At 70.6% G+C, this 22,284-nt stretch carries 17 protein-coding genes; 8 read left to right on the top strand and 9 right to left on the bottom strand.

Going from position 1 to position 22,284, the window contains the following annotated elements:
* Positions 1–2,643 (bottom strand): glycoside hydrolase family 9 protein, encoded by a 2,643-nt coding sequence (locus SK854_RS09630; RefSeq protein ID WP_319974660.1) that lies wholly within the window; start codon positions 2,641–2,643, stop codon positions 1–3.
* A gap of 219 nt (positions 2,644–2,862) precedes the next feature.
* On the opposite strand from SK854_RS09630, the gene SK854_RS09625 reads away from it, so the two are divergent.
* Positions 2,863–4,911: a cellulase family glycosylhydrolase gene (locus SK854_RS09625; protein WP_319974659.1), complete on the top strand. Its 2,049-nt coding sequence runs from the start codon at positions 2,863–2,865 to the stop codon at positions 4,909–4,911.
* On the opposite strand, the gene SK854_RS09620 is transcribed toward SK854_RS09625, so the two are convergent.
* Positions 4,895–5,857, bottom strand: a complete 963-nt coding sequence (locus SK854_RS09620) for an alpha/beta hydrolase (protein ID WP_319974658.1) — start codon at positions 5,855–5,857, stop codon at positions 4,895–4,897. The genes SK854_RS09625 and SK854_RS09620 overlap by 17 nt on opposite strands.
* 98 nt (positions 5,858–5,955) lie before the next feature.
* Between SK854_RS09620 and SK854_RS09615 the strand changes: the two genes are divergently transcribed.
* Entirely contained in the window at positions 5,956–6,936 is a 981-nt protein-coding gene (locus tag SK854_RS09615) for a helix-turn-helix domain-containing protein (RefSeq protein WP_319974657.1), read from the top strand.
* On the opposite strand, the gene SK854_RS09610 is transcribed toward SK854_RS09615, so the two are convergent.
* Positions 6,933–7,883 carry a helix-turn-helix transcriptional regulator gene (locus SK854_RS09610; RefSeq protein ID WP_406601753.1) on the bottom strand — a complete coding sequence of 317 codons (951 nt, stop codon included), beginning with the start codon at positions 7,881–7,883 and terminating at the stop codon, positions 6,933–6,935. The two genes, SK854_RS09615 and SK854_RS09610, sit on opposite strands and share 4 nt — an antisense overlap.
* Before the next feature lie 63 nt (positions 7,884–7,946).
* On the opposite strand from SK854_RS09610, the gene SK854_RS09605 reads away from it, so the two are divergent.
* Entirely contained in the window at positions 7,947–9,089 is a 1,143-nt protein-coding gene (locus SK854_RS09605; protein WP_319974655.1) for an epoxide hydrolase family protein, read from the top strand.
* On the opposite strand, the gene SK854_RS09600 is transcribed toward SK854_RS09605, so the two are convergent.
* On the bottom strand, positions 9,086–9,736 hold the full coding sequence (locus tag SK854_RS09600; protein ID WP_319974654.1) for a TetR/AcrR family transcriptional regulator: 651 nt from the start codon (positions 9,734–9,736) through the stop codon (positions 9,086–9,088). The two genes, SK854_RS09605 and SK854_RS09600, sit on opposite strands and share 4 nt — an antisense overlap.
* Before the next feature lie 117 nt (positions 9,737–9,853).
* On the opposite strand from SK854_RS09600, the gene SK854_RS09595 reads away from it, so the two are divergent.
* A complete protein-coding gene (locus SK854_RS09595) occupies positions 9,854–11,233 on the top strand; it encodes an MFS transporter (RefSeq protein ID WP_319974653.1) in 1,380 nt (459 codons plus the stop codon).
* On the opposite strand, the gene SK854_RS09590 is transcribed toward SK854_RS09595, so the two are convergent.
* From SK854_RS09590 to SK854_RS09580, 3 genes are all read right to left on the bottom strand, one after another.
* On the bottom strand, positions 11,226–12,173 hold the full coding sequence (locus SK854_RS09590; protein WP_319974652.1) for an alpha/beta fold hydrolase: 948 nt from the start codon (positions 12,171–12,173) through the stop codon (positions 11,226–11,228). The two genes, SK854_RS09595 and SK854_RS09590, sit on opposite strands and share 8 nt — an antisense overlap.
* A gap of 67 nt (positions 12,174–12,240) precedes the next feature.
* Positions 12,241–12,714 (bottom strand): GNAT family N-acetyltransferase, encoded by a 474-nt coding sequence (locus tag SK854_RS09585; RefSeq protein WP_319974651.1) that lies wholly within the window; start codon positions 12,712–12,714, stop codon positions 12,241–12,243.
* Positions 12,711–13,562: an NAD(+)/NADH kinase gene (locus tag SK854_RS09580; RefSeq protein ID WP_319974650.1), complete on the bottom strand. Its 852-nt coding sequence runs from the start codon at positions 13,560–13,562 to the stop codon at positions 12,711–12,713. Before SK854_RS09580 ends, SK854_RS09585 begins: the two co-directional genes overlap by 4 nt.
* 166 nt (positions 13,563–13,728) lie before the next feature.
* On the opposite strand from SK854_RS09580, the gene SK854_RS09575 reads away from it, so the two are divergent.
* Genes SK854_RS09575 through SK854_RS09560 form a run of 4 tightly spaced genes read left to right on the top strand, consistent with a single transcriptional unit; the run spans position 13,729 to position 17,373 of the window.
* Entirely contained in the window at positions 13,729–14,346 is a 618-nt protein-coding gene (locus SK854_RS09575) for a M15 family metallopeptidase (RefSeq protein ID WP_319974649.1), read from the top strand.
* Positions 14,331–15,434, top strand: a complete 1,104-nt coding sequence (alr, locus tag SK854_RS09570) for an alanine racemase (protein WP_319974648.1) — start codon at positions 14,331–14,333, stop codon at positions 15,432–15,434. The genes SK854_RS09575 and alr overlap by 16 nt, the downstream gene beginning before the upstream one ends.
* The gene (locus tag SK854_RS09565) at positions 15,431–16,384 is read left to right on the top strand and encodes a D-alanine--D-alanine ligase family protein (protein ID WP_319974647.1); all 954 of its coding nucleotides are present in this window, start codon (positions 15,431–15,433) and stop codon (positions 16,382–16,384) included. Before alr ends, SK854_RS09565 begins: the two co-directional genes overlap by 4 nt.
* Positions 16,381–17,373 (top strand): acyltransferase family protein, encoded by a 993-nt coding sequence (locus tag SK854_RS09560; protein WP_319974646.1) that lies wholly within the window; start codon positions 16,381–16,383, stop codon positions 17,371–17,373. Before SK854_RS09565 ends, SK854_RS09560 begins: the two co-directional genes overlap by 4 nt.
* Here the strand turns inward: SK854_RS09560 and SK854_RS09555 are convergent.
* Together SK854_RS09555 and SK854_RS09550 are read right to left on the bottom strand one after the other, a co-directional pair.
* A complete protein-coding gene (locus SK854_RS09555; protein WP_319974645.1) occupies positions 17,327–18,346 on the bottom strand; it encodes a glycoside hydrolase family 5 protein in 1,020 nt (339 codons plus the stop codon). The two genes, SK854_RS09560 and SK854_RS09555, sit on opposite strands and share 47 nt — an antisense overlap.
* Positions 18,347–18,584: 238 nt before the next feature.
* Entirely contained in the window at positions 18,585–22,124 is a 3,540-nt protein-coding gene (locus SK854_RS09550; protein WP_319974644.1) for an nSTAND1 domain-containing NTPase, read from the bottom strand.
* Positions 22,125–22,284: the final 160 nt, after the last annotated feature.

The raw sequence follows: 22,284 nt of genomic DNA, 5'->3' as shown, positions 1-22,284 counted from the left end.
TCAGGGCTCGGCACCCCACGCGAGGGCGCCACCGGTGTGGGCGGTCACCCTGTCGAAGTCGGTGAGAGCACTGCTGATCCGGTAGCTGTGGTCGTCGGACTGGACGAAAGTGGACCAATCGGACTTCGCGATCCTCACCTGGATCTCGCCCGTGCTCGCGCCCGCGGCGAGGCTGCCGGAGGCGAAGGACACCTCCAGGTACGCGTCGGCTCCCGCACGTGCGGTCGTGAGCCTGACCACCCGCACCTGGACGCCGGCGCACCCGAGCTGCGCCCAGTCGCACCAGGTCTGGTACGTCACCGCCGGTGCGTCGCCGGTGAACCAGTACCTGATCGTCGTGGTGGCCAGGCTGACCGGTGAGGTGCCCCGGTTCGTCAGCTGGAGCGTGGCGCCGATCTGGTTCGACGTGGCCGCGCCGGATCCCTTGTGCTGCACCGAGAGCGTGCTCGCGGTACCGGGGAGTGTGCGCGTGGCGACCGAGGTGCTGGCCGCGGAGATGTTGCCCGCCGCGTCCTTCGCGCGCACCGCGAACGAGTACGGCGTGTCCGGCGTCAGGCCGGTGACCTGCAGGCTGGTCGTGGTCGCTGTGCCGACGACCGTGGTTCCGTTGAGCACGTCGTATCCGGCGACTCCGACGTTGTCGGTCGACGCCGTCCAGCTCAGCGTGACACCGGTGGCGGTGGCGCCCGCGGCGGTCAGTCCACTCGGGACCGACGGTGCCTCGCTGTCCTCGACCACGCCGCCGGGTTCGTTGCCCCACACCGTCCTGCCGTCCTGGCGCAGCACGATCCTGTCGGTCTGGGCGACGGTGTTGCCGCTGCCCAGACCGGTGTGGGACCAGTCGTTGGCCGGGTCCCACGTGCCGGTGGTGGCGATGCGGAACTGGACCTCCTTGCGGAACGCGGACTGCCCGGCCGGAGCCACGCCGGGGCACGGGATCTCCACGTAGTACACCGCGCCGCGGTACTGCGCCGGCGCACTCGGTGTGCCGCACTGGTTGTAGTTCGTGGTGACGGTGATCTGGCTCGGCGTGGTGGCGCCGTCGAGCGTGAAGTAGTAGCGCAGCGTGCCGTTGAACGTCCGCGCCGGCCACGCGCTCTTGTTGAGCACGAACGCCTTGATCTCGGTGAACTGCGCGGCGCTCTGGTTCACCGACGCCTGGACGGTCAGTTCGGGGCCGTCGGGCGTCTCGGTCACCGGGAAGTTCGTGAGCGGGGTGCCGCCGAACTCCCCGTACAGGCGGGCGAGGGCACCGGTGAAGCCGGCGTTGTAGTCGAGCGCGACCTCGTTCATCACGTAGTCGCTGCGGCTGTCGGTGTAGGCGTCGTTGTTGGTGCTGGGACCGCCGACCAACGCGCCGTAGAGCACGTGCCGGCTGGTCGTCGGTTCCTGGATGCTGTCGGCCCACGAACCGTGCGCGGTGCGGTGGTGCGGGTTGCGCGGTGGGTTGGTGCCGAACCCGACGACGTAGCTGGAGTTGCGCGGGTTGTCGCCGAGGGCGTAGTTGACCTGCCGCACGCCGAAGTCGTGGTAGGTCCTCGCTCTGGCGCTGTCGCGAGTGGACAGCCAGTCGGAGTAGGTCAGGGCGGCGAACGCCGTGTTGGCGGCGTAGCGCAGCGATCCCCAGCTGTCGAGCACCGCCTGGCCGCCGGGGGAGTAGCGCACCCGGTTGCCGTTGTAGCCGGTGGTCCAGAAGTCCAGCCAGCGGTTGGCGTCGGTGATGTACGTCTGCTCGCCGGTGAGCTTCGCCATCAGGACGTAGGCGCCGTACGACTTGTCGTCCCACGCGATGGTCCACTTGTAGGAGCGTTCGGAGCTCTGCGGTTCGGTGCCGAGCTTCTGGTACTCCGTCTTCGCCTTGGTCAGGTAGCTCGCGTCACCGGTGGCGCGGTGCAGCCAGATCGCACCCCAGACGAGCTCGTCCTGGTAGCCGCTCCAGGAGTTGTAGTAGTTCGCGGCGTCCGTGATGCACGAGCTGTACTTGCCGCGATAGGTGTCCGCGAAGCTGTAGAGCTGCTTGGCGTGCGTGAGCAGAGTCGCCGCGTAGGTGGGATCGGTGTCCTTGAAGACCATCGACGCCGACGCCATCGCCGCCGCGTACTCGCCCGCGAGGTCGGAGCCGGGACACGAACTGTCCACTTTGTACGACGGACGGGCCATCGGCATGACCTCCGCCGATCCCCACCAGGCGTGGTCGGGGTTGCCCGCGCCGACCTGCCCGTAGACGACGTTCGGGGACGGGTGCGCCTTGATGATCCAGTCGGTGCCGTGCTTCAGGTTCGCCAAAAGGTGCGGAAGCTGGCCGGAACCGGCGTAGGCGGCCCGGTTCTCCACGGCTCCCCAGGCGAGCATCGACACGCTGAACGCGAAGGGCAGCCCGAACTTGACGTGGTCACCGGCGTCGTAGAAGCCGCCGGACAGATCGAGTCCGACGTCGGAGCCGTCGCGCAGGGCCGAGCCCGCGCGCCAGCTCACGCGGTTGCTCGCGGGCAGTGCGCCCGACCGCTGGGCGTCGTAGAACCAGACCGACTTCTGCAACGCCTCCGCGTAGTTGAACGCGGGTGCGGCGGCCGATGGTGGCGCCAGTGGGCCGGCCATCCCCGCGAGCAGCGCGACGAGGACGGCTGCCACAGCTCTCGACATGCGACGGTGCACGTCAGCCTCCGATGACAGGGTGCGGACTGTGTCTGGGAGCGCTCCCAGGTTTCGGACTGTAACGGTCATGAAAGCGCTCCGACAGGAGTCCGGACTCGTTCGACGGCACATCGACCACAGTTCGACGGCTCACTTTTCGAGCGTGTTGATGCTGGTTACAGTCCGGCTCCGAACTGGGAACGCTCCCAGTCCGTGGAGGTGGGTGGCATGACCGGAAGGCGCATCGTCGCGCTGACGGCGGCGTTCGTGTCGGTGGCCGCGAGCATCGGCTTGGCGGTCGTGGCTCCCGCCGCGGCCGCGCCGGGCTGCAAGGTGGACTACGCGGTACCGAGCCAGTGGCAGGGCGGGTTCACCGCGAACGTGTCCGTGACCAACGTCGGCGACCGCGTCGACGGCTGGCGGCTGACCTGGACGTGGCCGTCCGGCCAGCAGGTGACGCAGGCCTGGAACGCGACCGTCACGTCGTCGGGCAGCCAGGTCACGGCCGCCGACGCGGGCTACAACAAGGTGATCGAGCCGAACGCCAAGGTCTCGTTCGGCTTCAACGGCAGCTGGTCGGGCGCCAACACCGCCCCGGCGTCGTTCGCTCTCAACGGGGTCACCTGCACCGGAAGTCCAGGCACGCCCACGACGACGACTACGACCACCACCACCACTGGAAATCCCGTGCCGGGCGACGCGATGGCGCAGGTGGCGGCGATGCAACCGGGGTGGAACCTCGGCAACTCGCTCGACGCGACCGGGAGCGACGAGACGTCCTGGGGCAATCCGCGCGTCACGGAAGCTTTGCTGGACAACGTGAAGGCGCAGGGCTTCAAGAGCATTCGCATCCCCGTCACGTGGGGCCAGCACCAGGCGTCGGACCACACGATCGAGGCGGCGTACCTGAGTCGTGTCAAGGAGGTCGTCGGCTGGGCGCTGGCCGACGACCTCCAGGTGATGATCAACATCCACCACGACTCGTGGCAGTGGATCTCGGCCATGCCGTCCAACAGGACCGGCGTGCTCACCCGCTACAACGCGATCTGGACGCAGCTGGCGGCCGCTTTCAAGGACTCGCCCGGAAAGCTCGTGTTCGAGAGCGTGAACGAGCCTCAGTTCACCGGCAGTTCTGGCGACGCTCAGAGCGCCCAGCTGCTGCACGAGCTGAACTCGTCGTTCCGCGACATCGTGCGGCGGTCCGGCGGCAACAACGCGAGCCGTCTCCTCGTGCTGCCCACCCTGCACACGTCGTCCGACCAGGCGCGCCTCGACGAGCTGGCGACGTCGATCAGCGGGTTCAACGACCCCAACCTGATCGCGACCGTGCACTACTACGGCTACTGGCCGTTCAGCGTGAACGTCGCCGGCGGCACGCGCTACGACGCGACCGCGCAGAAGGACCTGACCGACTCGTTCGACCGCGTCCACAACACCTTCGTCGCACGCGGCGTCCCGGTGATCCTCGGTGAGTACGGCCTGCTCGGGTTCGACCGGCACACCGGCACGATCGAGCAGGGCGAGAAGCTGAAGTTCTTCGAGCACCTCGGCTACTACGCGCGCACCAAGAAGATCACGACGATGCTGTGGGACAACGGCCAGCACCTCGGCCGCACCTCGTTCCAGTGGAGCGATCCCGAGCTGATCGCGCAGATCAAGTCGAGCTGGGCCACCCGTTCCGGCACGGCGTCGACCGACCAGGTGTTCAGCGCCCGGTCGAGTGCCGTCACCGCCAAGACGATCACGTTGAACACCAACGGAACCACGTTCACCGGCCTGCGCCAGGGCACGACGGAACTGGTGCGCGGCACGGACTACACGATCGCGGGCGACCAGCTCACGCTGACCGCGGCGGCGATGACCAGGCTGAGCGGATCACGGAGCTACGGCACGAACGCCGTCCTCACAGCGAGTTTCTCGGCGGGTGTGCCGTGGCGGATCAACCTGATCACCCACGACGTCCCGGTGCTGTCCGCCGCGACCGGTACCACCGCCGCGTTCTCGATCCCGACCACGTTCCGCGGCGACCTGCTCGCCACGATGGAGGCGAAGTACGCGGACGGGTCGAACGCCGGCCCGCACAACTGGACTTCCTTCAAGGAGTTCGACCGGGCGTTCGCACCGAACTACACCACCGGCGCGACGACGCTCACGCCGGAGTTCTTCGCCGAGGTCAACGACAACGCGCGGGTGACGCTGACGTTCCACTACTGGAGCGGCGCCACCGTCACCTACTACGTCACCAGGTCGGGCAGCGCGGTCACGGGGAGCTTGTGACCTTCAGCCCGCGCCGCAGCGCCTCGATCTCGTCGGCGAACATCCGGCGCGTGATCTCCGCGCTCTGCACGAGCGAGGACCCGTGGAACGTGCCGGGGTAGAGGCGCAGTTCGGTGGGCACACCCGCGTGCGCGAGCCGCCGGGCGTACTCGACGCCCTCGTCGCGCAGCGGGTCGTACTGGCAGGTCGTGACGAACGCGGGCGGTAGCCCCGAGAGGTCGGTGGCCCTGGCAGGGGCGGCGTACGGCGAGACGTCGTCGCCGCCCGGCTCGGTGCCCAGGTAGGCGGTCCAGCTGTAGATCGCGTTGGGGCGGTTCCACAGCGGGGTGTCGACGTAGTCCCGCATCGACTCGGTGTCGAGCCGGTCGTCCAGTTCGGGAATGCCGAGCAGCTGGAAGCACAACGCGGGGCCGCCCCGGTCCCGCGCCACCAGCACGGTTCCCGCCGTGAGCCCGCCGCCCGCGCTCTCGCCGCCGATGCCGAGCCGGGCGGGGTCGATGCCCAGCTCGTCGGCCTTGGCCGCCGCCCACGTCAGCGCGGCATAGCAGTCCTCGACCGGCGCCGGGAACGGGTGCTCGGGCGCCAGGCGGTAGTCGACCGACACGACGACGACGTCCAGCTCGTCCACGATCTTGAGCACGTGCGCGTCGAACATCTCGACGCTGCCGACGACGAACCCGCCGCCGTGGATGTAGACCAGGCCGGGCACGGGGTTCTCGCGGCCCGCACGACTGTAGACCCGCACCCGCACGTCCGGAGCGCCGGAGGGACCGGGAACCGTCTCGTCGCGGACGTCGATGGCGTTCGCGGGCTCGTGGACCGGCACGAGTCCGGCGAGCTCCGACTGCTGGCCGCGGGCGGCGACCAGCGCGTCGTAGTCGGTCAGGACCACCTGCGGCAGCATGTCGAGCCAGGGCCGCAGTTCGGGATCGAAGTCGTAGCTCATGGGACCAATCCTCGGCTCTGGGCGGCGGTGCGGGCAGCCGACACGTGGCGGGCGATTCGGCCACCCGGCCAGCCACCTGTCGGGGCTATGGTGGCGTGATGCGAGGCCTGCTGCTGAGGTTGTCCGGGCTGGACGCCGACGCCGAGAGCGCGGTGAGGGTGATCGGGTTCTTCGATCGCCTGATCACCGAGCGCGCGGGCCTGGACGCGTTGGTGCGCACCACGTCCGAACTCGCCGGGTGCCCGGTCGGGCTGAGCGCGCCGGGACAGGGCCTGGCGCTGCGCGCCGACGCCGGTGGTGCCGTCACGGCGGGTCCGGTACCCGCGCGGGCCGCCGTCCGCGCTCTCGAAGGCGGCGTGCAGGTGTGGGTCGCGCGCGAGGGCACGCCCGCTCCGTTGGACGACATGTTGCTGGAACGGTTCGCGATCGCCGCCGCCGTGCTGCTGGAGCATTCCAGCGTGCCGCTGCCGGAGCTGGGCGATCCGGCGTTGGTGGAACTGGTGCTGTCCGAAAGCGTTGGTACAGCGGAACGATCCCGCGCCCTGCACCTGCTCGGCATCGCCGCCACGGCACCGTTGCGCGTGCTGGCGGCGACCGGCGAGGTGCCGGGCAAGTCGGTGTTGCTGGGGAACGTGCGGGCGGTGCTGGGCACCGAGATCCCTGACGTGGACGGGCGTCTCGGCGTCGGGCCGCTGCTGCCCGCGATCGAGGCGGCGCGGTCCTGGCAGGCCGCGCGGACTGCGTTGCGGTACACATCGGACAGTGAACCGGTGGTGTGGTGGGAAAGGCTCGGCGGGCTGGCGCTTCTCGCCGAACAGCTCGACACCGCGGACATCGCGGCGCTGCCGGACGTGCGCGCGCTCGACCGGCTGGCCGCGGAGCCGGGCATGATCACGATGCTGGACGCGTTGTGCGCCACCGGTTCGGTGCGCAAGGCGGCTGCGGTGCTGCACCGGCACCACAGCACGATGACCGTCCGGCTCGCCCGCGCCGAGTCGGTGCTCGGGTTCGAACTCGACTCGGCCGGGCGGTTCCGGCTCCACCTGGCGTTGATGTTGCGGCGCCTGCGGGACGACTAGGTCCCCGCCGCACGGCGGAACCTCGTCGCTAGGCGGTCGAACGCCGCCGCGAGCTCGTCTCCGTCGATCACCTCGATGTCGAAGTCGAGCTGAGCCATCCACAGCGCGACCCGGTCCGGGTCGTCGGCACCCACCTCGACCCGGCACGTGGACTCGTCGACCGCCTCGACGCCGACCGGGATCTGGATCTTCGCGGCGACTTTGGCGGCGGGCGCGTGCACGAGTACCAGGGCGCGGTACTTCGAGGCCCCCTTGCTGACGCGTCCGAGGACGTACTCGACGGCATCGTCCTCCGGGATCACGCGTGGCCGGAACCGCGCACCCGTCGGTGCGTGCGGAGCCATGCGGTCGACGCGGAAGATCCGCCAGTCGTCACGGTCGAGATCCCACGCGAGCAGGTACCAGAGCGCTCCCCAGCTCACCAGCCGTTGCGGTTCGGTGTGGCGTGGTTCTTCGGCGCCCCCGGGCTTCGTGTACCCGAACCGGAGCCGTTCGTGGCCGCGGATCGCGGCGGCGACCGCGCCGAGCACCGAGACGTCGAGCGGCGGACCGGCCCCAGGAACGACGCTCGTCGCCTCGCGCACCGCCTCCACGCGCCGACGCAGCCGCGAGGGCAGCACCTGCTCCAGCTTCGCGAGCGCGGTCAGCGACGTCTCCTCGACCCCGAGCCGCTGGGTCGCGACCGCACCCAGTCCGACCGCGACGGCGACGGCCTCGTCGTCGTCGAGCAGCAGCGGGGGCATCGCGGTCCCGGCAGCCAGCCGGTATCCGCCCGCGACACCGGGGCGTGCCTGCACGGGATAGCCGAGCGACCGCAGCTTGCCGACGTCGGCGCGCACGGTCCTCGTGCTCACGTCGAGCCGGCCGGCGAGTTCGGTGCTCGTCCAGTCGCGCTTGAGCTGGAGCAACGACAGCAGTTCGAGCAGACGGGCCGAGGTCTCCAGCATGTTCTCGATCATTCCAGCAATTGCGGAAGCTAACCTGCCGCATTACCTGAAAACGTCAGTGCCATGAACGAGAACAACGCACTCACGCCGTTCCGCGTCGACATCCCGCAGGCGGACGTCGACGACCTGCGCGACCGGCTGGCGCGCACGCGCTGGCCGATCCCCGTGCCGGGCAGGGACGATCGCAGCGACTTCAGCCGCGGCATCCCGCTGGTGTACCTGAAGGAGCTCGCCGAGTACTGGCGCGACGGATTCGACTGGCGTGCGCAGGAGGCGAAGCTCAACGAGCACGACCAGTTCACGACGGTCGTCGACGGCCAGACGTTCCACGTCGTCCACGTCCGGTCGGCGAACCCGGAGGCCACCCCGCTGGTCCTGAACCACGGCTGGCCGGGGTCGTTCGTCGACTATCAGCGCCTCGTCCCGCTGCTGACCGACGAGTTCCACGTGGTGATCCCGGCCCTGCCCGGTTTCGGGTTCTCCACTCCGCTGTCGGGGACCGGGTGGGAGCTGGCGCGGACGACGGACGCCTACGCCGAGATCATGACGCGGCTGGGCTACGAGAGGTTCGGGTCCCACGGCACCGATGTCGGCTCGGGCACCACCGGCCGGCTCGCGGCGACCCACCCCGAACGCGTCATCGGGACGCACATCGGCGTCGACCCCCGGCTGCTCGGGTTTCTCGGCGACAAGTTCCCGTTCCCCGACGGCCTGTCCGACGACGAGATCGCCCAGATCGAGGCGGTGCGCGCCGAAGACGCGGCCGATCGCGGGTATCTCCTGATGCAGGACCACCGTCCCGACACGATCGGCGCGGCGCTCACCGACTCGCCGGTCGGCCAGCTCGCGTGGATCGCGGAGAAGTTCAGGACCAGGACCGGCGGCGGCTACCGGACGCCGGACGAGTCGGTCGACCGTGACCAGCTCCTCACGAACGTCAGCCTGTACTGGTTCACCCGCAGCGGCGCGTCGAGCGCGCAGTTCTACTACGAGTCGGAGCACTCCGGGCTCGACCTGGTCATGGCCGGCGGCGTGCCGTCGGGATGGGCCGTGTTCGACACCCACCCGCTCGTGCGCCGCGCGATGGATCCGGGCAAGGTGATCGGCCACTGGAGCGAGTTCGCCGAGGGCGGTCACTTCCCCGCGATGGAGGAGCCGAAGCTGCTCGCGGACGACATCCGTGCCTTCTTCCGCGGCGTTTCCTAGCCGCTGACGGGCGCCCGCCACAGCCCCACCAGGGCGTCCACCAGGCCCGTCGCGGTGTCGTGCCAGCTGGCGCGCGGGGTCGGGGTGTCGTCGGCCAGGGCCCGCTCGCGTTCGGCGATCATGTGCACGAGCAGCTGGCGGGCCATGTCGTGGCGTTCGGCGCGCACGTCGTCCGGCAGGCCGGCCAGGCACGCGTTCAGGCCGGCCAGGATGCGCACCTGCGACGGCGACGAGCGCGTCTCCTCGATGATGATCGGCCGCAGTGTCGGGTCGGTCATGACCTGCGCGCCGAAGCGGGCGAACCAGGTGGGGCTGCCGACCGCGTCCAGGTGCTCGGTGACCGGGCGGACGAGGCAGCTGAGCCAGTCGCGGATGCCGGGGGAGTCGCCGAGCTCGGAGACCATGCGCTGCCGGATCTCCTCGACCTGCGCCAGGTGCTTGCGGGCGATGGCCCGGACGAGGTCGGCCTTGGTGCCGAAGTGGTAGCCGACGGCCGTGTTGTTGCCCTGGCCCGCCGCCTCGCTGACCTGGCGGTTCGACACGGCCAGCACGCCGTGCTCGGCGAACAGGCGCTCCGCGGCGGTCAGGATCAGCTCACGGGTGGCGTGCGCCCGTTCGGCCCTCGTCGGGTTGTCGACCTTGCTCATCACGTCCCCATCTTCCACCGGGAGCTGCTCCGGACATCGCGGACATCCTTCGCGCGGGCCGTTCAAGATGCCCGCCCTCTCCAGATTAAGTCAAGTGACTGACTTAGACTCGGTGGCGTGCTCCTCGAAGAAACGCCTCCGGTGACCCGTCCGAACGTCGTCGTGGCAGTCCTCGCACTGGGCGGCATCACGGTCGCGCTGATGCAGACCCTGGTCATCCCGCTTCTGCCGAGGTTCCCGGCACTGCTGAACTCCTCGCCCGCCGACACCACCTGGGTGATCACGGCGACGCTGCTGGCCGGCGCGGTCGCGACCCCCGTCGTCGGCCGGCTCGGCGACATGTACGGCAAGCGCCGCATGCTCCTCGTCAGCCTGATCCTGCTGGTCGCCGGCTCGGTGATCGCCGCGCTGAGCTACTCGCTGGTGCCGCTCGTCATCGGACGTGTGGTGCAGGGACTGGCGGTCGGTGTGATCCCGCTCGGCATCAGCATCATGCGCGACGAACTGCCGGTGGAACGGCTGGCGGGGGCGACCGCGCTGATGAGCGCCTCGCTCGGCGTCGGCGGCGCGCTCGGCCTGCCCGCGGCGGCGATCCTGGTCGAGCAGACCGACTGGCACATGCTGTTCTGGACGTCGGCGGGCGTGGGCACCCTGGTGCTGGCGGCGGTGCTGATCTTGGTGCCCGAGTCGCCGGTCCGCAGCGGAGGGCGGTTCGACGTCCTCGGCGCGGCAGGCCTGTCGGTAGCGCTGGTCTGCCTGCTGCTCGGGGTGTCGAAGGCGTCCCAGTGGAGCGGTGGCACGGTCACGAGCCTGTTCGTCGTGACGGCGGTCGTGCTCGGGCTGTGGGGCTGGTGGGAGCTGAGGTCACCGCGGCCGCTGGTCGACCTGCGCACCACGGCCCGGCGTCAGGTGCTGCTGACCAACATCTCGTCGCTGGTGTTCGCGTTCGCCATGTTCGCGCAGTCCCTGGTGCTGCCGCAGGTGCTGCAGCTGCCGGTCTCCACCGGGCACGGGCTCGGACAGTCGCTGCTGGTCACGGGCCTGGTGCTGGTGCCGTCCGGACTGGTCATGATGGCGACGTCACCGATCGCCGCGCGGATCTCGAACGCGCGGGGCCCGCGCACCACGTTGATCCTCGGCACGCTCGTGGTCGCCTTTGGTTACGGCGCGGGGATCTTCATGCTGACCGCCGTGTGGCAGCTCGTCATCATCTCGGCCGTGATCGGCGCCGGCATCGGCCTCGGCTACGGCGCCATGCCCGCGCTGATCATGGGTGCCGTGCCGACGTCGGAGACCGCCGCGGCCAACAGCCTCAACGCGTTGATGCGCGCGATCGGCACGTCGGTGTCGAGCGCGGTGGCGGGCGTCGTGCTCACACAGGTCGCGGTGCCGTTCAGCTTCCAGCTCATCATGGGCCTGGGCGCCGCGACCGCGCTGCTGGCAGTCGTGGTCGCGGCGTTCATCCCCTCGGCACGTCCGGTGAGGCAGGTCAGCTGAAGAACCGGACGATCTCGCCCGCGACGAAGTCCGGCTGCTCCTCGGCGAGCCAGTGGCCGGACCCGTCGACGCGCACGACCTCGAACTGGTTCGCGACGTTCGGCAGCGCCCCGAGGAACTGGTCGTAGGACGAGATCGAGGCCAGCCCCAGCACCGGCGGCACCAGCTTGGCGTACGTCTTGCCGTCCGCGATGTCCTGGTGGAACGCCTGGTACCAGCCGTTGCTGGCGCGGATGGCCTCCGGTGAGTTGTAGTTCTGCGCGTAGATCCGCCGCGAGCGTTCGTCGATGGCGGACGGCGTGAACGCGGTGTTCGCGAACAGCCAGTCGATCAGGTACCGGAACCGCCCGGCCAGCAGCTGCTCCGGCAGCCCCATGACCTGGTTGAACGCGAACCACCACACGCTGAATCCGCCCGGCGGAGGCAGCAGCGGGATCTGGTAGAAGCTCTCGTCGGGGTGCAGCACGTCCATGAACGCGACCTTCTTCGTCGCGTTGGGGAAGTTGGCCGCGAACGAGAACGCGACCATGCTGCCCAGGTCGTGCCCGACGACGTTGACCTTGTCGTACCCGAGCTTCTTGACGAGCTCGTGCAGGTCCGTCGCCATCGTCTTCTTGTCGTACCCGCCGGCCGGCTTGTCCGATCCGCCCTGCCCGCGCATGTCGACCGCGATCACCCGGAACTTCGCGGCGAGCGCGGGCAGGATCTTGTTGTACAGCCACCAGGTCTGCGGCCATCCGGCCAGCAGCACGAGCGGCTCGCCCCTGCCGCCCGTGACGTAGTGCAGGCGCACCCCGTTGACCTGCGCGTAGTTGTGCTTGAAACCGGGGAGGTCCGGCTCGGCGACCTTCCGCTCGGTGTCGGCACCGGCGGTACCGGCGCCCGCGGCGAGCGCGGCGCCCGCACCCAGCGCGAACACTCTGCGCCTGTTCAGCTCCATGTCCCTTGCCCCCATCCGTTGCTCGGCGCGGACATCCGAACAAGCGGCGCTTGAGCTCGACTGGAGATCAGGGAACGAGGTGGTAGGCGACCGTCGGCCAGATGCCGCCCTTGATCTCGCGGTCCTCGTCGCGGGCGGGATCGCGGACGAACCCGGCGCGCTCGGCGGCCTTGCGGGAGCCGATGTTGTCCCTGTGCGTCCACAACCTCAGTTCGCCGACGGTGCGATGGGCGAGGATCCACGCGACGAACTCGGTGAGCGCCTTGGTCGCCAGTCCCCGGCCGCGTGCGTGAGCGGCCACGAGGTACGACACGTGGCCGACGCCGTCCTCGAAGTCGACGGCCACGTTCCCGCAGCGTTCACCCGCCTCCTCGATGCAGAACGACGCGGTGGCGGGGTTCGTGGACAACGACCTGATCGCGTCGGCGACCTGCGCCTCGGTGATCGTGGGCGGGTCGGTCGTGTAGCGCTGGACCTCCGGGTCCCTGGTGGCCTCCGCGTACCAGGCCGCGTCCTCGACGGTCCACTCGCGCAGCCTCATCCGAGTTCGGCGCTGTCGGTGAGCCGCAGCTTGCGGCGCGCCCGCTGGTAGAACGTCGTCATCCCGAGTCGCACCACCCGCGCGGCGCCGGCGCGGCCGCGCAACGACACCCGCTGACCCGGTTCGACGTAGCCCGCGACCATGCCGTCCACCTCGACGGCCAGGCGGCCGCTGGACGGGAGCAGGTCCAGTTCGACGTGGTCGTTCACCGACAGCACGATGCCCCGGCTGTAGGCGGAGTGCGGGGCGGCCGGGGTGACGAGCAGGGCCTCGACGGACGGGCTGGTGATCGGGCCGCCCGCGGAGAAGCTGTAGGCGGTGGAGCCGGTCGGGGTGGCGACGATGACGGCGTCGGCGGCGTAGCTGACGAACGGCTGGCCTGCCACGCGGACGGCGACGCGGGCGCTGCCCTCGCCGGGGATGCGGACGACGGCGATGTCGTTGAACGCGGTGACCTTCTGGTCGTTGAAGTGCGCGTCGACGGCGAGGCGGGGTTCGACGGTGAAGTCGTGGGCGTCGATGGCGCTCAGGGCCGCGGGCAGGTCCGGGACGTCGACCTCGGCCAGGAAGCCGAGTTTGCCCAGGTTGACGCCGAGGACCGGGGCTCGTTCGCCGTCGGCCATGCGCATGGCGCGCAGCATCGTGCCGTCGCCGCCGAGGCTCACGAGCAGGTCGGCGCGGCGGCCCAGTTCCTCCGCGCTGACCGGGGTGGCCTCGCAGCGCAGGCGCTGGATCTCGTCGGAGATGCCGAGGATCTCGACACCGCGGAGGGTCGCCCAGCCGAGGACCGCCTCGACGGCGGCGGCGGAGTCTCGTTGCGGGTGCAGCACCAGGCCGGCGGCGTGCACGTCAGTTCGTCCTCTGTCGGGTCACGACGCCAGTCTGCCGAATTCCGGGCGGACGTGCGCCCCTCGTCCGAACGGCTGATCCGCACGCCTGCGAACCGGCCGTTCGGCGGGCGGGCGTGACCGCGAGGAGGAGTCCGGAGTGGACGTCCGTTTCTAGGTTGGCTGCATGACCATCCTGCTAGCCGATCCGGTCGTGCGCGCCGTCCGCGTGCTCGACAACGGGGATCCTTTGGTGCCATTGGACCACGCACCCGGAGTGTGGGTGCGGGAGGGACTCGCGCGGCGGCTCGACGTGGCCCGCGCGCTGCTTCCGTCCGGTGTGGACCTCCGGGTGATCGAGGGTCATCGCAGCATCGGCGACCAGAGCGCGATCATCGAGCGGTACACGGCCGAGTTGCTCGAACTGCACCCCGCGGCCGATGCCGTCGAACTCGGCCGGTTGTCGAGCCGGTTCGTGGCTCCGCTGGCCGTCGCGCCGCACGTCGCGGGTGCCGCGGTCGACCTGACGCTGGTCACGACGTCGGGTGCCGAGCTCTGGATGGGCACGGCGGTCGACGCCACTCCCGAGGAGAGCGACGGCGCCTGCTTCTTCGCGGCGCCGGTCGACGACGAGGCCCGCCGCAACCGGACGGTGCTGGCCGACGCGCTGAGTGCGGCCGGCCTGATCAACTATCCGACCGAGTGGTGGCACTGGTCCTACGGCGACCGCTACTGGGCGTTGCTGACCGGGGCCGACCACGCCGTCTACGGACCAGTGGAGGTGCCTGCGTGGGCGCGCGCGTGACGAGCCTGCGCCAGGTCTCGGCCGGGCCGTCGCTCTCGGTCGACCTCGCCGCGGTGGCCGCCAACACGAGGCGGTTCGTCTCGCTGGCCCGCGGTGGCGTCATGGCGGTGGTGAAGGCCGACGGGTTCGGGCACGGGCTGGGCGACGTCGCCCGCACGGCGGTGGCCGCGGGCGCCACCTGGATCGGGGTCACGTCCCTGGCCGAGGCCGTGCAGGTGCGGGAGTCCGGTGTGGACGTTCCGGTGCTGAGCTGGCTCAACCCCGTCGACGTCGACGTGCGGACGGCGGTCCGGTACGGGATCGACCTGAGCGTGCCGAGTCTCGACCACCTCGCGGCCATGGAGGCCGGGGTGCGCGTGCACCTCCAGCTGGACACGGGAATGGCGCGGGACGGGGCCGCGCCGGAGACCTGGCTGTCGCTGATGTCGGCGGCACGTCGTGCGGAACTGGCCGGGAGGGTCTCGGTCGTCGGAGTGATGGGACATCTGCCTTGCGCCGACATTCTTGGAGCGAATGAGTCCGGGAAGCGCGCACTGCTGCGGGGAGTCGCGATGGCGCGCCAGGCGGGGCTGCGGCCGTCCGTGCGGCACCTCGCGGCCACGAGCGCCGCGCTGACGGACCCCGGCGCCCACCTGGACGTCGTCCGGATCGGGGCCGGGCTGGTGGGGATCGACCCGTCCGGGACCACCCGGCTGCGCTCCGCGTTGCGGTTCACGGCGCCGGTGGTCCAGGTGCGGCGGGTCGCCGCCGGAACCGGCGTCGGCTACGGGCACGCGCACGTGACGGAACGCGCGACGACGCTGGCGTTGCTGCCGGTGGGCTATGCGGATGGCCTGCCGCGCAACGCGTCCACGCGGGCTGAGGTGTGGCTGGCGGGACGGCGCCGGCCGGTCGCCGGGGTGATCTCGATGGACCAGGTCGTGGTCGATGTCGGGGACGACGTGGTGGAACCGGGGGACGAGGCGGTGGTGTTCGGGCCGGGCGACGACGGCGAGCCGACGGCGGGGGACTGGGCTCGGTGGGCCGGAACGATCCCGCACGAGATCGTGACGGGCATTGGGGCGAGGGTGCGGAGGAGCGTTCGATGAGGGGGATCCGCGTCGCCGTGATCGGCGGCGGGCAGAACTGCGAGCACGACGTCTCCGTGGCGTCGGCGGCGTCGGTGCGGGAGGCGCTCGACCCGGCGAAGTACGAGGCCGTGGCGCTCACGATCGGCCGCGACGGCCAGTGGTACGGCCAGAACGGTCAGGTGCTCGACACGCTGACGTCCGGCAGCCTCGCCGCCGCGCTCGACGTGATCGCGACCTGCGACGTCGTGTTGCCGCTGGTCCACGGGCCGCTGGGCGAGGACGGCACGCTGGCGGGTCTGTGCGAACTGGCGGGCGTGCCGTACGTGGGATCGCCGCTGCGGGCCGGTGCGCTCGCGATGGACAAGTGGGCCACCAAGCTCGTCGCCGAGGCCGTCGGGGTCCGCACGGCGAAGGGCGCTCTGGTCACCAACGCGTCCACTGTGGACTTCACCGGACCTGTCGTGGTGAAGCCGGTGGCGGCGGGGTCGAGTTTCGGGGTGAAGCTCGTCGAACGCGAGGAGGATCTCGAACCCGCCGTGCGCCACGCGCTGGAGCTGGACGACCGCGTGCTGGTCGAGGAGGTGCTGAACGGCCGGGAGATCGACATCGCCGTCCTGGACGACCCGGAGGAGGGCCGCAGGACCGGGCCACCGCTGGAGATCCAGGTTCCCGGACTCTTCGACACGACCGTGAAGTACGACGGCAGCGCCCAGTTCGTCATCCCGGCCCCGTTGGCGGACACGGAACTCAAGGCGCTCGAAGACGCGGCGCTCAAGGTCTACGAGGCGCTCGGCTGCCGTGGACTCGCGCGGGTCGACTTCTTCCTCACCCAGGACGGCCTGGTGCTCAACGAGGTCAACACCATGCCGGGCATGACGGCGGAGTCGCAGGTGCCCAAGATGTTCGCGGCCGCCGGACTGTCCTATTCGGACCTGCTGGACAAGCTCGTCCGGGGAGCGATGCGGTGAAGCGGATCGCCGGGCTGGACGTCTTGCGCGGCATCGCGATTCTGCTGGTGATGCTGCGCCACGCGTTCCCTGACGTGTTCCCCGGTGCGGGCGTGGTCGGCGTGGTCGTGTTCTTCACGCTCAGCGGCTACCTGATCACCGGCGTCCTGCGGCGGGAACTGACGAACACCGGACGCGTCGACTTCAAGCGGTTCTACCTGCGCCGGGCGCGAAGGCTGCTGCCCGCGTTGCTGGCGCTCACCCTGATCTTCGCCCTCGTCACCCTCGTGTTCGACCCGTTGGGAGAGCGCGACAAGCTGCTCAAGACCGTGATCGTGCTGGTGACGTTCACCGGCAACCTGCCCGTCGGCGGGGTCAGTCCGGCGGCGTTCCACGGCTGGACGCTCGCGACCGAGGAGCAGTTCTACCTGCTGTGGCCCGCGTTGCTGGCGTTCGCCTGGGTGCGCGACCGGACCGGCGCGGTCCTGGTCGTCACGGCACTGGGCGCGCTCGCGGCCTGCACGGCGACGCTCGTCTGGCTGTGGCCGAACGCCGACAACGCCTACGCGCTGCCGACGTCGTGGTTCGTGTGCTTCGTGATCGGCGCCGCGACCAGGCTGAAGCTGACCACCGCGCCGCGCTGGGCCGTGCCGATCGCCCTGACCGGGCTGGCGGTGCTCTCGGTGGTGCCGCTGCGAGGCCACGCGCTGACCTACCTCGTGGCGGGCCCGGCGATCGCCGCCTGCACGGCCGTCCTGCTGCTGGTCTGGTCGAAGTGGGAGCAGGTGGCGACGCCGATCCGCCCGCTGGTGGCGCTCGGCACCCTGTCCTACGGCGCCTACCTGTGGAACTACCCGCTGACGCTGTGGCTGCGGCCGGAGCTGGGCGCCGCCGCCGGGCCGATCGCGGCGGTGCTCACGATCGTGGCGGCGGCGCTCAGCTGGCGTTACGTCGAGGAACCGGTCATGCGGCGAGGTAGCCGTTCACCAGAGCGAGCCAGCCCGGCTTGAGGTGCCACCCGTCCGGTTCGGAGGGGTCGGCGTAGTAGATGCCGTGCGTGTCCGGGTTCGTGCCGCTGATCCGGTAGGTCCACCACGCCCAGCCGATGCCGTTGTCGTCGAAGGCCCCCAGCACCTTGCGGGCCTTCGACTTCGCGTCGTCGTCGCCGCTCTCGACGCCGACCTGGTTGATCCACACCGGCACGCCGTGCGCGGCCCGGAACCCGGTGATCTGCCCGATCCGGTTGAGCGGTTCGGAGAAGATGAAGTAGTTGCAGGTGTAGATGACCTTCGGGTCGATCGTCGTGTACGCGCCTTCGAGGTGGGCGCAGCTGTAGTTGTCGTTGGGCCCCACGACGATCGGGGTCCGGCGGTCGACACTGCGGATCACGCCGATCATCTCGTCGTAGAACGCCTTCACCCCGGCGTCGTTCACCCCGATGGGCTGGGGCTCCGGCAGGATCTCGAACGCCCCCACGAACGCCTTGGTCTTGTAGCGCCGCACGAGGAACTGCCAGACCTCCTTGAACTCCTGCTTCATCGCGGCGTTCGTCCAGAAGTTGTCAGGACGCCCACCCGCGCCCTGCCCGTGGTCCGAGTCCACGAACAGCGTGATCCACAGGCCCGCGGCGCTCGCCTGCTCGACGGTCTGGTCGAGCAACGCCAGATGACCGGCCTTGACGTGGCTCGGGTTCGCGGGGTCCGGATCGCGGCTGTCGACGCCGTCCTTCCACTCACCCCACCAGCGCAACGGGATGCGCACCGAGTTCGCGCCCGCGGCCACGTTGTCTCCCGCGTCCTGCGGCTGGACCGTGCCCCACTGTCCCCAGTTGTAACCCCGCAGCACGATCGGGTTCCCGGCCGGATCGACCACGTCCGCCCCGGACACCGAGAGCCGCGCCGGTGCGGCCGCGCTCGCGGGCACGCCGCCCAGCAGCAGCACGACCGCGGTGGATAACCCGAAAACCGCCTGTCTCAGCTTCATGAGAAGTCCCCTCTCAAGATCGGCAAGAACCGTTCGGGTCGATACGGTGCCGGACCTGGAACAGGGCGTGGTTCGGGCTTTGTTCGGGAAGCGTCAAGATCGCCGGGGTTGTTCACCGTTGTTTCTTCAGCTCACGGCCTCGACCGTGAAGAACCTTCTCCCGCTAGACAGTCAGCGGGAGAAGGGGGAGCGCCATGAGTGAAGAGGTGGGTCTGCCGCGATCGTCGCTCTGACGACGTCATCGCGGGCAGGGCGGGGTGAGGTCGATGCCCGGGAAGTGGCGGTTCCAGTCGGGGGCGGACAGGGGCGGCGACACCGTGGCGCAGATGCGCGCGGCAGCGTGCTCGGCATCGGCCTCCCACGCTCGCACGGTCCGGTCGCCACCCGCGCTGAGCAGCGTGTGGCCGTCGGGCAGGAACGTCAGCGCGTACACCCGCTCGGTGTGACCGGACAGCGTGGCGAACGGCGTGCGGTCGGCGACGCGCCACAGCCGCACGTCGTGGTCGGCGCTCGCGCTGGCCAGGGTGGCGCCGTCGGGGGAGAACGCGACGGCGTGCACGGTGTCGGTGTGGCCGGTCAGTTCGGCGGCGAGGGTGCCGGTGGCGGCGTCCCACACGCGGACGGCGAAGTCGGTGCCGCCGGTGGCGAGGAGCGTGCCGTCCGGGCTGAACGCGACCGACTTGACGGCGTGCGTCTGGCCGGTGAGGTGGGTGGTCACCCGGCGCTGTGCGACGTCCCAGATCCGGGCGCTGAAGTCACCTGACCCGCTGGCCAGGCGGCGGCCGTCCGGGCTGAAGGCGAGCGTCTCCACGGTGTCCGAGTGGCCGAGCAGGGTGCCGAGCGAGGCGCCCGTCGCCGCGTCCCACAGCACGATGGTGCGGTCGGTGCCGGCGGTGGCGATGGTGGAGCCGTCCGGGCTGATGGCCAGGGCGTTCACCGCGTCGGCGTGGCCCGCGAGGTCGGGGAGCTCGACCGGGGTGCCGCTGATGTCCCACCGGTGCACGCGGTGGTCCGCGCCGGCGGCGAGCAGGACCTTGCCGTCCGGGGAGAACCTGACCGTGTTGACGGCGTCGGCAGGCCCGGTCAGGACGGTGCGGAGCCTGCCGTCCTGCCACAGCTTCACCGTGCGGTCGTAGCCGCCGGTCGCGATCATCTTGCCGTTGGTGGCGACGGAGTAGACGGAGTCGCTGTGGGCCTGCAGGAGCTCACCGGGCAGGTCCCAGAGCCGGACGGTGTGGTCGTCGCTCGCGGTGGCCAGCGTCGATCCGGCGAACGTGGCCGCGACGACCGCGGCGGTGTGGCCGGTCAGCACGAGCGGGTCGGCCTGACCGAGGTCCCAGACGCGGGCGGTGCGGTCGACCGAGGTGCTCGCGAGGAGGCCGTCGGTGCTGAACGCCAGTCCGCGCACGACGTCGGTGTGCCCGGTCAGGATTCGCGGCTCACCGCCGTTCATCGGCCAGACCTGGACTTCGCGGTCGCGGCTGGTGGCGATCTGCTGTCCGTCCTGGCTGATGGCGACCGCGTGCACCGGGCCCTTCCCCGCGAGCACGCGCGAGGTGGGGGTGCCGGTCAGGTCCCACAGCAGCGCGGTGCCGTCCCAGGTGCCGGCGACGAGCTTTCCGCTGTCCGGGCTGAACGCGAGCGAGATGACGGAGTCGGGGTGGGGCAGTTCGGCGATCCGGCGCGGGTGGCGCAGGTCGGTGAGGTCCCAGAGCCGGACGATCCGGTCGGTGCTCGCGGTGGCCAGGATCCGGTCGCTGAACGCCACGGCGTTGACCGGGTCGGTGTGGGTGAGGGTGGCGAGCACGTCTCCAGTGCTCGAATCCCACAAACGGGCCGTGCGGTCCCATCCGGCCGTGGCGAGGAGCGCGCCGTCGGTGTTGAACGCGACCTTCACGACGTTGTCGGTGTGGCCGGTGAGCGTCGAGACCTCCCGCGGGTGGTGCGGGTCGGCGAGATCGACGACCTCGACCGTGCGGTCCCTGCTGGAACTGGCGAGCAGGTGCCGTTGCGGTGAGTACGCGACGGCGTTGACGTTGTCGCGGTGGCCCGTCAGGCGGGTGGCGTAGAACGGTGTGAACGCGCTGAGCACGGCGCTGCGGGCGTCGGGCGTGGGGGAGAGCCGGTAGGCGGCGAGCGCGAGTTGCGCGGCCTGCGCGGGATCGGTGCCGCGCAGGCGTTTGGCGTCCTGCGCGACCTTCTGCGAGAGCGCGCTGTTGCGTTGCTTGGTGGCCTCGGACGTGGCCTGCATCGCCGTGACGCTGATACCGGTGGTGATGATCAGGAGCAGGGTCAGCAGACCCACGAGGACCTGCAGCCGGCGCCGGCCCTGCCGGGTGCTGGCGAGATCGGCGGACTCGGCGTTGACGCTGGTCGTGAGGAACTCGCGTTCGCGGGCGGTCAGGGGGTGTGGCGGGTCCTCCAGCCACTGACGGAACGAGCCCAGGCGCGCACCGCGCACGAGCGCGCCGGGATCGCGGTGCAGCGACTCCCACACCGCCGCCGATTCGGCCAGGTCGCGGTGGGCGCGCAGGCCGTCGCGGTCGGCGGCGAGCCACTCGCGCAGGCGCGGCCAGCAGCGGATCAGCGCCTCGTGCGTGATCTCGATCCGGTCGTGGTCGACCGTGATCAACCGGTGCGTCGTCAGCGCCTCCAGGACGAGCGCGGCGTCCGGCTCGTCGTCGAGTTCGCTGCGGGAGATCCGGCGTTTGGTGTCCTCGGTGCCGTCGCCGATCGCGGTGAGCCGGATGAACAACGACCGCACGACTTCCTGCTGCCGTTCGCTCAGACCGGCGAACACCGACTCGGCCGTGCGGGTCAGCGCGCCCTCGAACCCGCCCGCGGCACGGAAGCCCTGCAGCGTCAGGGTGTTGCCCTTGCGGCGGTGCCAGGTCTCCAGCAGGGCGTGGGAGAGCAACGGCAGCGCGCCCGCCTGCTCGACGCAGTTCGCCACGAGCTCGGCGACCAGCGCGGTCTCGACGGTGTGGCCGATGCGCCGGGCGGGCTGGATGATCGCGGCGCGCAGCTCGTCGGTGCTCATCGGGCCGACGGTGATCTGGGCGCTGCCCATGGCCTCGACCAGCGCGGGGAAGTCCGTGCAGTGGCCGTAGAAATCGGCTCGCACGCCCAGCACGACCCTCCGCGCGGTCAGCCTGTCGACGAACCGTCTGCGGGTGTCGCGGTCCTCGCAGAGGGTGAAGATCTCCTCGAACTGGTCGACGACGAGAACGGTGTCCGGCGTCGCGTCCTCCACCGCCCTGGCGTACTCCTCCAGCGGTGCCGAACCAGGCGTGAACAGCACGGCGCGATCGCCCAGCCGGGGCATAAGACCAGCCCTGAGCAGCGACGACTTGCCCGCGCCGGACGCGCCGACGACCACGACGACCCGGTCGTCCCGCACCTGGCGGGCGAGCCGGTCGATCAGGCGGTCGCGGCCGAAGAACCGTTCGGCGTCCTGCTGCCCGAACGCGGTCAGCCCCGCGTAGGGCGAGCTGATGTCCTGCTCCGGCTGCGCTTCTTCGGCGGCCGTGGCGTACCAGCGGCGTTCCCACTCCTCCTCCGACCCGCCACACGCCCGGACGTAGGCGAGCGTGACCTGCAGCGTCGGCAGCTTGCGCCCGGCGGCGGCCTGGGACAGGGCCGCCTCCGAGTAGTGCGTCATCGAACTGAGCTGGCGGTAGGTGGGGCTGCCCGCCCTCTCCCGCAACGACCTGAGCTCCCGCGCGAACGTGAGCACCGCCGAGTCACCCGCGTCGAGCGGCCTTTCCTTGCGTGGCATTCCCGGCTCCCCCTCGTGCTTCCCGGGAAGAGAACCTAGTGGCGCGGCCCGGACTGTTGGCGAGCGCATTCACGCTCAGCAGGGCGCCTCGCGGCACCGCCCCCACGCCCCCATACGGTCCAGTATGAGGACGTGGGGGCGGCACCACGATGCACCCGTC

The sequence above is a fragment of the Lentzea sokolovensis genome (assembly GCF_033949975.1).
Classification (GTDB): domain Bacteria; phylum Actinomycetota; class Actinomycetes; order Mycobacteriales; family Pseudonocardiaceae; genus Lentzea; species Lentzea sokolovensis.
Note: the sequence above shows the minus strand (reverse complement) of the source record. Positions and strands in the feature narration are given on the sequence as shown.